At 47.2% G+C, this 14,885-nt stretch carries 13 protein-coding genes and 1 pseudogene; 11 read left to right on the forward strand and 3 right to left on the reverse strand.

Going from position 1 to position 14,885, the window contains the following annotated elements; genetic code table 11:
• Positions 1–26 precede the first annotated feature (26 nt).
• The 7 genes from MTCT_RS01270 to MTCT_RS01300 all read left to right on the forward strand — a co-directional run bounded on the left by MTCT_RS01270 (position 27) and on the right by MTCT_RS01300 (position 9,029).
• Positions 27–623, forward strand: a complete 597-nt coding sequence (locus MTCT_RS01270; RefSeq protein WP_048175206.1) for a 4Fe-4S single cluster domain-containing protein — start codon at positions 27–29, stop codon at positions 621–623.
• 24 nt (positions 624–647) lie between these two features.
• Entirely contained in the window at positions 648–1,649 is a 1,002-nt protein-coding gene (locus tag MTCT_RS01275; protein WP_144245641.1) for a hypothetical protein, read from the forward strand.
• Between the two features lie 11 nt (positions 1,650–1,660).
• The gene (locus MTCT_RS01280) at positions 1,661–3,181 is read left to right on the forward strand and encodes a hypothetical protein (protein ID WP_048175208.1); all 1,521 of its coding nucleotides are present in this window, start codon (positions 1,661–1,663) and stop codon (positions 3,179–3,181) included.
• A gap of 244 nt (positions 3,182–3,425) precedes the next feature.
• Positions 3,426–3,818 carry a nucleotidyltransferase domain-containing protein gene (locus MTCT_RS01285; RefSeq protein ID WP_231855313.1) on the forward strand — a complete coding sequence of 131 codons (393 nt, stop codon included), beginning with the start codon at positions 3,426–3,428 and terminating at the stop codon, positions 3,816–3,818.
• The gene (locus tag MTCT_RS01290; protein WP_048175210.1) at positions 3,815–4,234 is read left to right on the forward strand and encodes a DUF86 domain-containing protein; all 420 of its coding nucleotides are present in this window, start codon (positions 3,815–3,817) and stop codon (positions 4,232–4,234) included. The genes MTCT_RS01285 and MTCT_RS01290 overlap by 4 nt, the downstream gene beginning before the upstream one ends.
• Positions 4,235–4,421: 187 nt before the next feature.
• Complete coding sequence (locus tag MTCT_RS01295) at positions 4,422–6,254, forward strand: right-handed parallel beta-helix repeat-containing protein (RefSeq protein ID WP_158498083.1); 1,833 nt, start codon at positions 4,422–4,424, stop codon at positions 6,252–6,254.
• Positions 6,255–6,404: 150 nt separating this feature from the next.
• Positions 6,405–9,029, forward strand: a complete 2,625-nt coding sequence (locus MTCT_RS01300; protein WP_048175212.1) for an Ig-like domain repeat protein — start codon at positions 6,405–6,407, stop codon at positions 9,027–9,029.
• 38 nt (positions 9,030–9,067) lie between these two features.
• Here MTCT_RS01300 and MTCT_RS09560 read toward each other — a convergent pair.
• Both MTCT_RS09560 and MTCT_RS01310 read right to left on the reverse strand, forming a co-directional pair.
• Positions 9,068–9,498: pseudogene (locus MTCT_RS09560) on the reverse strand (DUF86 domain-containing protein).
• A gap of 5 nt (positions 9,499–9,503) precedes the next feature.
• The gene (locus MTCT_RS01310) at positions 9,504–9,893 is read right to left on the reverse strand and encodes a nucleotidyltransferase domain-containing protein (protein ID WP_048175213.1); all 390 of its coding nucleotides are present in this window, start codon (positions 9,891–9,893) and stop codon (positions 9,504–9,506) included.
• A 39-nt stretch (positions 9,894–9,932) separates the two neighbouring features.
• Between MTCT_RS01310 and MTCT_RS01315 the strand changes: the two genes are divergently transcribed.
• Together MTCT_RS01315 and MTCT_RS01320 are read left to right on the forward strand one after the other, a co-directional pair.
• Entirely contained in the window at positions 9,933–10,172 is a 240-nt protein-coding gene (locus tag MTCT_RS01315) for an ATP-binding protein (protein WP_144245642.1), read from the forward strand.
• A gap of 8 nt (positions 10,173–10,180) precedes the next feature.
• Positions 10,181–10,633 carry a YkvA family protein gene (locus MTCT_RS01320; RefSeq protein ID WP_231855316.1) on the forward strand — a complete coding sequence of 151 codons (453 nt, stop codon included), beginning with the start codon at positions 10,181–10,183 and terminating at the stop codon, positions 10,631–10,633.
• Here the strand turns inward: MTCT_RS01320 and MTCT_RS01325 are convergent, their stop codons facing one another.
• Complete coding sequence (locus MTCT_RS01325; RefSeq protein ID WP_048175215.1) at positions 10,634–12,718, reverse strand: hypothetical protein; 2,085 nt, start codon at positions 12,716–12,718, stop codon at positions 10,634–10,636. It abuts the gene before it with no gap.
• 251 nt (positions 12,719–12,969) lie between these two features.
• Between MTCT_RS01325 and MTCT_RS01330 the strand changes: the two genes are divergently transcribed.
• Together MTCT_RS01330 and MTCT_RS01335 are read left to right on the forward strand one after the other, a co-directional pair.
• Positions 12,970–13,632 carry a hypothetical protein gene (locus MTCT_RS01330; RefSeq protein WP_013295568.1) on the forward strand — a complete coding sequence of 221 codons (663 nt, stop codon included), beginning with the start codon at positions 12,970–12,972 and terminating at the stop codon, positions 13,630–13,632.
• Positions 13,633–13,642: 10 nt separating this feature from the next.
• Positions 13,643–14,884: a BREX system ATP-binding domain-containing protein gene (locus tag MTCT_RS01335; protein WP_048175216.1), complete on the forward strand. Its 1,242-nt coding sequence runs from the start codon at positions 13,643–13,645 to the stop codon at positions 14,882–14,884.
• The last annotated feature ends 1 nt before the right edge of the window (position 14,885 follow it).

Below are 14,885 nucleotides of genomic sequence, written 5' to 3' on the forward strand. Positions count from 1 at the left end.
ATTTTAACGTTTAGGATGGTGTGAGGATGGGAAAGTTAAGGATTGGCAGGTGCCTGATTTCCACCAATGTCAATGGACCTGGAAAAAGGTTTGTTATATGGTTTCAGGGTTGTCCACTTCGTTGCAGGGGTTGCTTCAACCCGGAATTCCAGGAGGAATGTGGGGGTGTTTTATTAGAAACTGATACTTTGATTGAAACCATCTTCAGTATTAAGGATAAAATAGAGGGTGTTACATTCACTGGTGGCGAGCCGATGGCTCAGGCTGAGGAGCTGGTAAATCTCGCTTCTGCCGTTAAGTCCATGGGCCTTACACTGGTATGTTTTACTGGATATGAGATTGAAGAGATTCTCGAAGGCAAAATAGGGGGGAAAGAACTTCTTGAGTTTATAGATATACTCATAGATGGCAGGTATGTTGAAGAAGAAAGCGCGCCCCTTCTATGGCGCGGTAGCAAAAATCAAAGAGTCCATTTTCTAACAGATCGCTATGCCCATCTTGAGGGCACAGTTAATGAATGCTCTTTAAGGGAGGTGGAACTCAAAATATGTGACGATGGTGTTTACATTACGGGAATGTTTGACTGGGATTTCTGGGAGGAATTCAAGAGGGAGGTTAATTAAATGAATGTAATATGTCCTTACTGTTTGAATGAAGTCAGTCCCCAGATTAAAAAAGGGGTAGGTTACTGCTGTACTGTTAAAGGTTGTGGCGAGGGTCTTCCAAAGGACTATATTGACCCCCGTAATTTAAAGGTTAGGATAGGGCTTATAGGATTCACGGGACATGGAAAGACGGTCTACCTCACAAGCCTGTTTTATACTCTGAGGGTTCTCTCAAACAAGAACATATGGAAAAATTTTTCCTGGCGCACATGTGATGATTATACCCACAAAATAAAATATTCAGATGTCAGGAATTTTGAGAAATCAAAGCTTCCAAAGAGCACCCCTGAAAATTTTCCAAGACCAGCCCTTCTACATTTACAGAATGTGCCCGCCATTGGAGACATTTTTCTAAGCTTTTATGACACTGCAGGAAGGGTTTATGAAAGCACTGATAAAATAACAGATATGGGAAGATTTGTTGCCCACTCAGATAATGTTTTTTTCATAATAAGCTTAAATGAGAGTGGTTTTGGTAAAGATGGTTATGACGCCGGGTTTGAGATGGAGCGCCTTCTTGATACATATATACGGGGTGTATATGAGAAACTGGATGCGGACCTCTCTAAACAGGAGATGGTTGTACTACTAACCAAGGCGGATGAGCTCAACACTTTGCCTGAGGACCTTGAAATTTTTTTAAACAAGGGATCATGTAACTGGTGGATAACTAAGGGAGCAGCTGATCTGAAAAGAAGGTTTGAGGAGCTTGATGATTACTCTAAAAAGATAAAAAAATGGCTTATAAGTGAGGATTGCGGAGGATTTGTTAATCTTGCTGAAAATAATTTTAAAAGTGTTAATTATACTCTTATATCATCAACAGGTGCCAAACCTGTTGGCGATACCCTAATAACTAATCTTGAATATGATCATCCAAAGAGGGTGATAGATCCCCTTGTATTTGCAATGAGGAACCAGTCTTCTAACTTTAATCCTCCTAAATCAGGAATAGAAAGATTCATTTCCAGAATTAGAGATTAGGTGATGGTTTTATGCAGCATAATGTGTACCAGCTTGTGTATACTAAGGTGCCGCCCGGGGAGTCCCCCTGGAATATAATGGATTTTCACACTGTTTTCTATCCGGTAGACGTTATTTCAGGGGGAGACGTTAATGATATAGAAAAAATGATACATAAACCTCAGGTGGATGGTTTTAAAGAGAAATTCACGGTTTTTTTTAAGGAAATAAGTGGTAAAAACTATCTCGCTCTCCTCTACATTATTGATCTCCCTGATGATAGAGACGTTTTTGGGAGGGGGGGATTGTTTTTATGTCATGGGTTCTTATTTCCCCCTGAATTGTGGATGGAGGCTCAAACACCCCTTTCACTGTTTCATCTTGTGGAGGATCGTGTTTTCACAGGCCTAGAAGTTCTACTTGATTCAAAAATGGTTGACAAAAATAAAGGCAGCATAAGGCCAATATGCATTGGAAATTATTCCCAATCAAAGATGGATTGGCCCCCATTATCAGACAGATTTAAATTAAAACTGGTGTTTTACCTGTTTAAGGCGGCCAGAGGGTATCATGAACTTCCTAATCTGATTTTATATGGCTGTTCCGACGATATCTCAGGGTTACTTGATGAGCTGTTCTTTTACATTCCCGATGAACTCAAAGTTAACCTTGGATGGGATTCAGCCTTTGACGGGGGAACCCTTTATAATTACCCCCTTAAAATAGTTGGATTTTATGAGGAACGACCTTATGGTGGAGAACAGATTCTAGTTGACCTGAGCACCGGGAAGATAGATTATCCCTCTGCATTAAGCCACCTTTTCCATCCGGAATCTGCCTATGAGAAATGGCTTGAAAGTTGCAATGAAACACTCTCAAAGGAGGATGTAGAAGCAGCCTACAGATTATCACTTTTACTTGAAGGGGAAGAAAAGGTGCCCATTGGAGATTCTATGCCAGTTCTGAGGAGTTTTGCTCAGGTTAATATGGGTCTGGTGGAGAGTTTGTTCAATGAGAAATTTCTTGATACGTTTGGTTTGGAGGTCTGTGGAGTTTCACCGGAAGTTATGTTGGAATTTATTATTGAGGGCGTTTACTCTGCTTCCATAGTAAAGACCGTTGAGTCACTGGTTATTGACAATTCTCTGATAGATGAAGAGATAAATTTGCCCACAGAGATCACCTCCAGAAGCAAAATTCTGGATATCATCCAGAGAATCTGGCATGGTGTGGATGTCTCTGATGATTTTGGGGCACTTGAACCTGAGGAGCAGTGTGATATAATCATATATCTGATTAAAACAGGCCTTCTTCTGAATTATGATGTATGGGATGATTTTGAAGGTAATGATTTATTGAGGGACTGGATTGATTTAATTGAAGTTTTTAGTAAAACCGATAATTCACCTGAAGTTAATTCAGAAGATTACACTACCCATGGGGAGGTAACTGAGAATGATGGTGGTAAATTTATCTATTCAAGTGAAAAATCTGGGGGGCCATTTGAAAAAATCAGGGGTCTTCTAGAAATATTTCTAAGTTTATTCCGGTGATGGGTTAAACATGCACTAATTTTTTTAGATGTCAGGGATATGTTTTGAAGTTTCTTTTATTAGTAAAAAGGATCTGCTGGCTTAATTGTTATCATTAATCATGGCGGGACAGAAGAGCAGATGGATCTGCGTAATAGTTCTCTATTACGAAGTTAATCCCTGGCCGGTACCTTATATATGATGTGATTCAGAATTATCAAGTGGAACCATGATGGGTATTGACGACCAGAAAATGGAAAAACTTTTGGAAGTTCTGGAAAAAAGGGATGAGGTCAGCATTGCATACCTCTTTGGCTCCACTGCAAGGGGGGATAAGGGACCCCTCGGGGACTTTGACATCGGTGTTCTCCTGAAGGAACCCCTGAAGGGATACGATGACCTCAATTTTCAGCTGGAGCTCATAGATGAACTTGTATCCGCACTCCGAACAGACAGGGTGGACCTTGTCATAATGAACCGGGCGCCACTTTCCCTGAATTACAGCATAATCAGGGATGGAATACTCCTGAAGGACAGTGAGGAAGAGAGGGTGAGGTTCGAGGGACGTATCATGTCAGAGTACCTTGATAGAAGGTACCATAACGACAGGCACACCAGACTGGCGCTCAGGATGATGGCACGTGAGGGTTTGAAGTGAGGGATGAGGTACTATCGAAACTCGAGAAACTCCAGGAGTACCTGAGGATACTCAGGAATTACAGATCACATTCACTTGAGGACCTTAAAAAGGACGTCACCCTCAGGGGGGCAGTTGAAAGGTACCTTGAGGTTTCCATAGAGTGCTGTCTGGATATTGGTGAGATGATCATATCATGGGAGAGGGCGAGAAAACCTGAGACATACAGGGAAGTCATAGAGATACTTGGAGAAATAGGGGTTCTTCCAGGGGATTTTGCAGATAAATTTGCACCAGCAGCAGGTTTCAGGAACATACTGGTTCATATGTATGCGGAAATAGATGTTGAGAGGGTTTATCTCTACCTTCAACGGGACCTGGAGGATATAGAGAAGTTTGCTGTAATGGTTGCCAGGTATCTGGAGGGGACCGACTGATTAAGCATCCATTATTTGTTATCTGGAGGATCAGTTAACTGCTCTTCAAAATTATTTAACCATATTATGTTATGTATTTCCATCATTTAAAATTTTCAGCTTGCTTTTTTGAAAAAACCTTTAACCAGATTAAACCATAGTATATATATGCACATTCAATGTGCAGATAGCAGGAGATAGGTAAATGATGAAACATCTGTATTTAATAGCTGCCATTGCAGCGTTCCTCATTTTATCAGGAACCGCCTCTGCAGCTGACATCTATGTTAATGCGACTGGGGGGTCTGATGATAATGATGGGCTCTCATGGGCGGCTGCCAAGGCAACCATTGGAAACGCGACCCTCTCCGCGGCCTCAGGCGACTGGATCTGGCTCGCGGATGGTGAATACAGGGGTGTTGGTAACAGGAACGTACTGATAGACAGGAACCTCACCATCACCGGCCAGTCAACCACTGGCACAGTGATTGACTGCGAGGGCCTGGGCAGGGCCTTCAGAGTCCAGCAGGGTGTCAGTTTCACCCTCAGAAACCTCACAGTGAAGAGGGGAAACGAAAACCATGGTGGAGCCATCCTGAACCAGGGTAACCTAACTGTCGAGGGATGCAGGTTCCTTGAGAACATGGGATACAGGGGCGGGGCAATTTACAGCCTCGGTAACATCCATATTACCTCAGCAACATTCCATGATAACAGTGCTTCTGAAACTGGGGGTGCTCTTCATGTATCGGGATATCAGCCCTCAGATTCTGCAGTGGTCATAGACTCATCATTCACATCAAACGACGCAAAGTATGGTGGGGCAGTTGCAACAGATTACACCGGTACCCTAAATGTTCTACTGAGGGGAAGCACGTTCTCAGGCAACACAGCATGGTACGGCGGCGGATTCCTTGCAGACAATGCCAATGCAACCGTTGAGGGATGCACCTTTGAGGAGAACGTGGCATCAGCACACGGCGGCGCAATCAGGAACAACTACGGCAACCTCACAGTTAGAAGAAGCACATTCACAGATAACAGTGCAGGCTTCGCCGGTGGAGGTATAAGCAATGTCCGGGCCGCCCTGGCAAATATCACAGAGTCCACGTTCACAGGTAACCTTGCAGAGACCTGGAGTCAGGGATCAGCGGTCCTCAGCTACTTCACCATTGCACTGGTCAACTTCTGCCGCATCCTGAACAACCCCGGCGCCGATGTATTCTGTGAGGACGGCCCACAGGTGGATGCCAGATTCAACTGGTGGGGGTCCAACACACCGGACTTCACTGAACTCACAGCAGGTGACGTTGCTGCAACGCCATGGATCGTCCTCACACTGGTTGCAAATCCATCAACCGTTACCGTGGGGGGCACCTCCCTCATAAGGGCGGACCTTCTCCATGACAGTACCGGCACACTCCATGCAACCAGTGTACCATACACGGGTGTTGTGGGCTTCGAAACAACCTATGGTACAATCACCGATGCTCTGATGAGCGGTGGGGTTGCATCCTCAACCCTCAGGAACCTCAATGCACCGGGGGTTGCAGTGGTGTCTGCGGTTCTTGATAACCAGGTGGTTAACACCCAGGTAACTGTTAGACCAGCTCCACCAGCGGGTATAACCATCAACCAGCTTGTCGCAGCAGCCGTGAACGTCAGGAACCACTACCTGCGCTACCGTAAACTGCCAGCCTCTGTCACAATTGCATCAAAGAGGTACTCCATGGCCCAGTTCCTGGATTTACTTGCACGTGCAACTGTGCAGCTCAACTCAGGAAACCAGAATCCACTGAAACCACGTGCTGTTGGTTACGCCGGTAGCACTGGCATCTGGAGGTCAGGTAAACTCTCAAGGCCAGCCTACGTGTCAGTGGCAGTCAGTATCAGGAACTTCATAAACAGCCAGGGAAGGGCACCCAGGTATGCCTCAACTGTCTATGGCAGGGTGAGCTTTGTGGGCCTCGTGTACAGATACAGTGAGGTACTGAGGTTCTACGGTAACAGGGGGAGGCTTCCAAACTACCTGATAATCTAAAACCCAACCCTTTATTTTTTAACTTTTTTTTTGAATCTCAGTAGAGGTCTAACCTTATTTTCCGCATCACTTAAACATGAACCCTGTTTCATGGGAGTTCAGTGAAAATTTTTTATCCTATAATCATTATATATACTCAAGGGGGTTTACATGATAAAGATAATTACATGGCTCTTTCTGTTTCTTGTGGGGATAATGCTTATCCCTGGATGTGTCAGCGCAGCCGATATCTATGTCAACGCCACTGGGGGGTCCGATGATAATGATGGGCTCTCATGGGCGGCTGCCAAGGCAACCATTGGAAACGCGACCCTCTCCGCGGCCTCAGGTGACAGGATCTGGCTCGCGGATGGTGAATACAGGGGTGTTGGTAACAGGGACGTGCTGATAGACAGGAACCTCACCATCACCGGACAGTCAACCACCGGTACAGTGATTGATTGTGAAGCAATGGGCAGGGCCTTCAATGTGTCCTCGGGTACGGTCCTGGTCCTCAGGAACCTCACGCTGAGAAATGGCAGTGCATTTGAGGGCGGGGCGGTGATGAACCACGGCGAGCTCCAGGTGGAGAACTGCATCCTCACCTGCAACACCGCAGCCGGGGGCGGCGCCATCTACAGTGACGGTACAGTGAAACTAACTGAAGGCTACCTCATGGAGAACAGCGCAGAGGATGGTGGTGCAGTATACAGTAAGGGGGTCCTTGAGGTTACAGAATCAATCTTCAACGGTAATGAGGCCTCAGGGTGTGGGGGGTCCATATACAGCGCCCCATACTCATCCCTTAACATCAGAGACTCATCATTTGTACTTGGCCGTGCAGGGACTGGTGGCGCGATTTACACTGGAGGAGATACAACCATATGCGACTCCACCATTGCAATGAACACCGCAGACAGCCATGGTGGCGGGTTATATGTGTGGGCAGCAGACGCCACGGAAATCACGGTTACTGTGACCAACTCCATGTTTCTCTACAACAATGCAAGCTATGGTGGGGGAATCTCAGGATTCAGAAACCCTGATGATTCATTACTGAATTTACAGGTTTCGAACTCCCTCTTCAGGTCAAACCTTGCAGATTACGGTGCCGGTATCCATGCAGAAAATGTTAACACCACAGTATCAGGGTGCACCTTTGAGGAGAACGTGGCATCAGCACACGGCGGCGGAATCAGGAACAACTACGGCAACATCACCGTTAGCAGAAGCACATTCACAGATAACAGGGCAGCATACGCTGGTGGCGGTGTAAGTTCTTTCCTTGCGGTGCTTGCAAATATCACAGAATCCACTTTCACAGGTAACACTGCAGAGTCATGGAATACAGGATCAGCGGTCCTCAGCTACTTCACGGTTACAGTGATAGGCTTCTGCCGCATCCTGGATAACCCTGGTGTCGATGTATTCTGTGAGGACGGCCCGGGAGTGGATGCCAGGTTCAACTGGTGGGGCTGTAACACACCGGACTTCACCGAACTCACAGCAGGTGATGTTGCTGCAGCACCATGGATGGTCCTCACATTAACCGCAAATCCAGCGGCTGTTGCTGCCGGGGCCACCTCAGTCATAACAGCCGACCTGAGGCATGACAGTGCCGGGGGATACCATGACACATTCTTCGTCCCCTACACAGATAATGTGGACTTCTCGGCCACCGCAGGGAGCATCGATGATGCTGTGATGTCCCATGGAACTGCATCCTCAACACTCACAGATCTGGCAGCACCGGGTACAGTGACAGTGAACGGGGCCCTTGACGATGAAAGCGCCTCAGTGGATGTGAATGTCCTCAAGGTTCCATCAGCCATCACAGTGGAAGACACTGAAACTGTTGAGGGCGATGCATTCAATTTAAGGGCACGTTTAATGGCACAGAACCCAATCCCAGGTAAGGTCATCATTTTCAGGATAAATGGGGTTCAGATGGGGGGTTCAACCACAGGTTCAGATGGATGGGCAACCCTCAACCTTCCAGGAGTATTCCCGCCAGGTCTCTACAATGTGACTGCAGAGTTCCAGGGTGATGAACTCCTCAATAACAGTTCATCCCGGGCAGACCTCAGGATCCTCAGGAAGGCGGCATTTGAACTCTCAAACCTCACCGTAGTTCCACTCTCAGGGGCAGCTCCCCTCAGGATCAGTGTCTCTGCCAGGGTCAGGAATACCGGTGAGGCCCCGGGTGATTACCGTGCAGAGCTCCTTGTGAATTCGGCCCCGGTTGCATCAGTGGTGATTTCACTTGCCGCCGGCGAATCAGGGGATGTGAGGTTCAACCACACCATCACCAGGGATGGTGTGTACCTGGTGACAGTGGGGGGCCTTCCTGCAAGGACGGTTACGGTTAAATCCCAGGGTTTAACTGTTAAACAGATTGCAGCTGCCGCTCTGAGTGTGAGGAACCACTATGCACGCTACCGTAAACTACCAGCATCTGTAACAGTGGCCGGTAAGGCTTACAGCATGCCTCAGTTCCTGGATTTACTTGCACGCGCCACGGTACAGCTCAACTCAGGAAACCAGAATCCACTGAAACCACGTGCTGTTGGTTACCTTGGTAGCACAGGCACATGGAGGTCAGGTAAACTCTCAAGGCCAGCCTACGTGTCAGTGGCAGTCAGTATCAGGAACTTCATAAACAGCCAGGGAAGGGCACCCAGGTATGCCTCAACATCATACGGGCAGGTGAGCTTTGTTCGCCTGGTATACGTATACAGCAGGGTACTGGCGTTCTACGGTGCAAATGGTAGGTTACCGGGTGATATAACAATTTAAAACCCTTTATTTATTTTTTGTCTTCAATGATAACCTCTTCATTTATTCTCAAGGGTCTCAAGGGTTTTTCTGATCTTTTCGGTGAATTCATGAAAATCCCTGAGGTGTTCCCTGAGGATCCTGAATGTTATACGGTCATCTATCTTACCATACCTGTGGACCACGATGTTTCTGAATCCCCTCATTGCCTTTACTTTCCTGAAGGTTTCCTTGTCTATTATTCCGGCTCCCAGAAGGTTCTCAAGCACATCACCATCTGATCCAGGACACCGAGTTTCAGGTCGGAGTTGAGGATGGAACATATGTCAAAGACATTTTCAACAGCAAACTCAAGCCTCTTGTACATCCCATCCCTTACAAGGCCAAGACCCCGGAACTCCTCAAAGGTTTCAGGAAGGTTATCATCTATAAGATTTACGCTTTCCTCAATCTCACTTATCTTCGTGAGTATGATGGACTTTCTTATCATGATATTCACCTCATGGGGGCCATGCCGATGTAATCATAGAAGCGGTGTTTGAAGTCATCGAATTCCTTCACTGTCTCCCATGCAATGTCATGGAGGAATCTTTCACTGTCACAGTATATGACCTCACCCCTGAGTACCTGGACCCTCACATAGAGTGGGAGCTGCTGGAATATCTGGACATCGAATATTTCATCCACCTCACAGAGGACTCTCAGCCTGAAATCCGCTGCCTCATCAGGGGTTCCATCATAGTACACTGCAAGGTCTATATCAGACCACCCCTCCCCCCTGAGGGCTGAGCCATAGAGTATTATGAACCTGACCCTGTCAGCGTCCTTGAAACTCCTTATCACACTGAGGAACTCATCAATGCGGGTTCTGATAGATTCATTCATATGGTTACTATAGTCATTCTATATCTTAAATTGCTGGTCATGTACTTTCACAGCCAGATAATAATGCTGCTGATTGAAATGATCAGATCCATGTTCAGAGGGCCACTGAGGCAAAGTGGGAACTCAAATCTACCGTCCCTGAATATCGGTAAGGCTGTCGTGGCTGGACTCATGGTACCGGTCCCTGCAATGGTGAAGATAGGTGAATTCACAGGCAAGCTGTCTGGTGGAGACCCGGACGTGGAGTCAATCTGGCGTGGGATGAGGGGTAAAGGATAAGTATCATCATGGCCAAGAGAATTACAGTGGTTTCCATGACAGAGGCAGATTTTAAGGATTTCTATGATGTGCTGGTTGAGAACCTTGAGTCCTTCAACGGGGAATATGCATCCTTCATAGACCATGGCCCGAAACTCTTCAAGCTCCTCGCGGACTTTCTGGGCTATGAGCACCTCAAGAGCCAGCTCAAACTCAAAATAAGCGCGGCAATAGCCTACTATGTTGTACCCATGGATGTCATCCCCGAGACGGTCTACGGTGCCTACGGGTACATTGACGACATCTTCATAACAGCCTACGTCATAAGGATCCTGGCGGACGTCTATGGCTACGAGTTCCTCTCAGAGTACTGGGAGGGAGAGGAAGACCTTGAGGAGGTTGTTGAACTCTGCTATGAGAGGTCAAAGGAGGTCCTCAGGGAGAAGACAACCGATGTGCTGGAATATGTGGGTTTGATCTGATCAGCTGTTTTCCCGGACTCTGTTCTCCCAGTTCCTGGCCTCAAGGACCCCAAGGATGTCATCAAGTGATTCCTTCTCCACAGTCAGTTCAATGAGTAGTTCAAAACACTCATCATTCCTCAGGATCATGCACTTCTTCATTGATGGCAGGAGGTCCCCCAGTTCATTCATGGTATCCATGAGACCGTTACCACTCACAAGTCCGTTCATCATGAGGTTGAGGCTTTCACCGGCGGGGTTTATGTAGATTATCTCCTTTCTGTGGGTAGTGTCCCCTGCGGGGACAGGTTCTGCTGTTATTTCTTGTTCTATTCCTGTAACCGGGGTTTCTTCTGGCTTCACAGTCAGTGTGTCCAGGGTTTCTTCAGCATCTGATCCATGGTACCGGAGGTAGATCTCCTCAATTTCAGGGTTGTGTTTAAGAAGGAATCCTTCGGGACTCTCCTCAATGAGGTCATGCTCCTGGAGGGTCCAGATCCTGGCATCCAGGGTCCCGGGTTCATCAAAGTGTTCAGCCAGTTCCTCCCTTTTGAAGGGCCCTTTACCCACGATCTCCCTGATGTCCCTGAATATGTCCCATGCCAGTATCCGGTCATAGCATTCCCGGCACTCATCCCGTTTTCCGTCAACTGTACTGTAGAAGCTGGATTTCTTGAGTTTCCTGCCGCAGATGGGGCAGGTTCTGATCATGTCTGATTCTGTAACAAGTTCCCCTTCACCATAGGCCTCGTGGAAGACTCTGAGTTCCTCGTCCGGTTTAAGGGTGTAGGTTTCGAAGGCCGGGTTGCTCTCGATGAGGTCAAAGTCCTGCAGCAGCCAGATATGGCCAGTGATGATAACCCTCTCATCCTCACTTTCTATGATGTCGTCAACAGCAAATTCAACCCCTGGTTCAACAAGCTTTCTTATCTCAGCGAGGGCATCTGCAGCGCAGCGCCTCCTTGAGCATTCCCTGCACATGGGGGAGGTTCCATCGGATGAATTGAATTCTGTGGCGGGTTTTACCTCCCCGCACACTGAGCACTCAAGTTCACCCTTTTCAGGTGCCGCGGTGCTTCCTGTCTGGGCTGGCTCACCAGATACTGATCTGAGCCCTTTAAGCCCCACGTTCTCTATGATGAACTTCTGGACCTCCTCTTCGGGTTTTAACCTGCAGGTACCTGATTCCCCGTCCTGCTCAAGGAGGTTGAACTCTTCGAGTATCCAGATCATGGCTGTGAATTCTGTTCTCTCCACGTCATCCATCCCGGCTGTGTAAACGGCAACTTTAATCTCATCCCCGGCTTTAAATGTTCTGAGGATTCTTTCAAGGGATTCAAGGGCATAGAGTCTCCTTGAGCATTCCCTGCAGATCCCCTGGGACCTCTCAGTTTCGGTTTCAAGCTCTTTCTGGCAGCCAGAACAGAGTTCAAGGCCACTGACGGGTACTTCAGGTAATAAATCTTTTCGCTGATGGGATTCTACCGCTGGAGCTTCTTCATCTATTGTTTGATCCGTTTCCTCTGCTCTGGAGGGGGTCCCGGGTTCATTCTCCAGTATCCCCCCTGTTTTCAGGGCGTTCGGGTCACCATCAGATCCGGCTTCCTGGGTCCATAGGTCATCATTCAGGTTTTCAGGATTATGTTCATCCCCGGCTGAATCATAAGGTTCATTCATGAATTCTTCAGGTCTCACTGCGGCCCTGAGAAGTGATTCGGCTGCAGATTTGAAGCCCAGGTTGAGTTCCATGAAGTCATCGCATTTTTCAGATAACACGTAAAGGGTTCTGAAGCTATTGAGGCCCTGATTCTTTATGAACCCGTTCCCTTCACTGCTGACATGCTTCTTTATGAATCCCTCCCTTAGGAGAATCCAGAATAGCAGGGAGCCGAGTTCCTCATCATCCTTAAAGTCATCGAAGTTGAAGGGTTCCCTTCCCTGAAGTGTTTCAATGGCCTTTAAAATTCGATATTTATCGTAGCATTCCCTGCAGACGCCCAGGTTCTCAGCGCCGCAGTTTTCACAGGATGAAGAAGATGATTTACTGCCGCAGGATAGGCATAAAAGTTTATCTGATTCTCTACAGCAGAGGACGCAGTTATTCATATGGCATACTCCCCTCAATACAGTATAATTTAATGTTTTTACAGCTACTTAAATCATTAACATTTACAGGGTTATAAAAAAATTTATCTATCAATTTTTAGAAACATTTAAATGACTTTAATGCCATAAAAGGGGGTTTTTACATAATAAAACAGAAAAGACTGGTCCCCAGGGGTAAGTCCAGATACTGGCTTCACAGAATAGATGATGATGTCCTTGAAGATATATCTGAGAACCTCGTGATTGGCTCCGTGAGGAAGAGAGGTAAACTTATAAATGAAATCCGATCAGGTGACAGGATATTCCTCTTCAAGCCCATCCCCCTCAATGGCCGGAGGACACTCTCATTTGTTGCATACACCATGGTTGAAAGTGTGTACAGTGACCCTGAAACCCTCTATGATTACTACGAATCCCCCCGGAAGCTGAAGCTCAAGGGTATAAAGTTCTTCAACCCACCCATACCATTAGTTAAATTCAAGGATAAACTTGTTTCCTTTGATTCTAAAAAATGGTCATCAGCAACGAAATCTGAGTACAGAAAGATAGATGAGGCTGATTTCAGGACCATAAGGTCCAGGGCAAAGTTCATAGAGAAATTCCCCGCCTACCTTGAGGAGGTATCCTTCAGCATGGATGAATTCATTCTGAACTCCATCATGGGCCTCCACAGCATGCTCAGAAAGGCCGATGGCCGGAAGCAGATGGAGATAAAATCCTTCATAAAACTCCTTGATGAATTCATCCAGTCCTACGGGATTAACAAATCATATGATGAACTCGAGGAATTCTACTCAATCAACGCCTGGAGGACCGGTATAAAACACTACCCTTCACGGGATCCCGAGAGGATAGTAACACTCTACAACAGCAGAGGGGCTGGAAGAGACTTTGGATTGATATCCCTGGAATAGGAGGCTTAATATGAATGCAGAGAGTATCATAAATGCCCTTAAAAATGGCAACGTCCCCCCTGAGGGGGTGGGCGAGATATGTGTCGGGCGTGAGAGGGAACTGGAGGAGTTCGACAAGATATTCAGTAAGGTTAAGGATGGGGCTGCGGTAACAAGGTTCCTCAACGGTGAATTCGGGTCGGGGAAGTCCTTCTTCCTGAAACTCCTGGAGGAAAGGGCCCTTGCAGACAACTTCGTCGTCGCCAAGGTGACACTCAGCAGGGACGTCCCCTTCAACAAGTTCGAGGTCGTCTACAGGAGCATCGTTGCCTCACTCCGCTGCAAGACAGGCACATCCCTTGAGCACATAATTGAAAAGTGGACCACACAGCTCCGCATGATGGCCCTAATGGAAACTTCGGACCCCTACCAGCAGGAGAGGATAGTGATAGACAACATAAACAATGACCTCAAGGAGGTCCGTAAACACGCCACAACCTTCGCTGCTGCAATAGAGAACTACTACAAGCTCTCTGCACGGGGTGACCAGGAGACAGCAAAGTATGCAATGGCATGGCTCAGCGGTGAGAAGAACATACCCTACACCATAAAGAGACAGTTCGGTGTCAAGGGTGACATTGACCGGGAAAACGCCTTCAAGTACCTTGAGGCCCTCTCCTCATTCCTCAGGGCACTCAAGTACTCAGGGCTCATAATACTCATAGACGAGGCAGAGCACATAATGACCCTACACACAAAGAAGCTGAGGGACACAGCCTACGACTACATGAGGTTCATATACGATGAGTGCAGCCTTGGCAGATTCCACAACACCCTCTTCATATTTGCAGGGACCCCCGAGTTCTTTGAGGACCCCAAGATGGGTGTGCCATCCTACACCGCACTGAATGAGAGGATAGAGGACGTCCTCAACACGGAATTCAAGGACCTCAGGAAACCCATAATAAGGCTTGACGGCTTCAAGAAGGACAACCTCATGGAGCTGTCAGATCGCCTCATAGGTATGCACGAGGAGGTCTATGAATGGGAGGCAAAACCTGTCAGGGAGTCCCTTGATGGTATAATAGCAAGGCATGAGGCCAACGCGGAACTCACAGGTTACATTTCACCGAGAAACTTTGTTAAATCATTCATAAGTGTCCTTGATGTTGTCCAGCAGAACCCTGAACTCCGAAGCGAGGAGGAGATCCTTGACCTCTTCGAGGAGAAGGAGATGGAGTTTGAGGAGTTCGAGGACGAGGACTGGGTTTAGT

It is taken from the genome of Methanothermobacter sp. CaT2 (assembly GCF_000828575.1).
In the GTDB taxonomy this organism is placed as follows: domain Archaea; phylum Methanobacteriota; class Methanobacteria; order Methanobacteriales; family Methanothermobacteraceae; genus Methanothermobacter.

Bases quoted from the DNA above. Each gene is read 5' to 3' on its own strand.
- MTCT_RS01270 (WP_048175206.1), top strand. From the start codon at position 27: ATGGGAAAGTTAAGGATTGGCAGGTGCCTGATTTCCACCAATGTCAAT.
- MTCT_RS01280 (WP_048175208.1), top strand. From the start codon at position 1,661: ATGCAGCATAATGTGTACCAGCTTGTGTATACTAAGGTGCCGCCCGGG.
- MTCT_RS01295 (WP_158498083.1), top strand. From the start codon at position 4,422: ATGAAACATCTGTATTTAATAGCTGCCATTGCAGCGTTCCTCATTTTA.
- MTCT_RS01300 (WP_048175212.1), top strand. From the start codon at position 6,405: ATGATAAAGATAATTACATGGCTCTTTCTGTTTCTTGTGGGGATAATG.
- MTCT_RS01310 (WP_048175213.1), bottom strand. From the start codon at position 9,893: ATGAATGAATCTATCAGAACCCGCATTGATGAGTTCCTCAGTGTGATA.
- MTCT_RS01315 (WP_144245642.1), top strand. From the start codon at position 9,933: ATGTACTTTCACAGCCAGATAATAATGCTGCTGATTGAAATGATCAGA.
- MTCT_RS01320 (WP_231855316.1), top strand. From the start codon at position 10,181: ATGGCCAAGAGAATTACAGTGGTTTCCATGACAGAGGCAGATTTTAAG.
- MTCT_RS01325 (WP_048175215.1), bottom strand. From the start codon at position 12,718: ATGAATAACTGCGTCCTCTGCTGTAGAGAATCAGATAAACTTTTATGC.
- MTCT_RS01335 (WP_048175216.1), top strand. From the start codon at position 13,643: ATGAATGCAGAGAGTATCATAAATGCCCTTAAAAATGGCAACGTCCCC.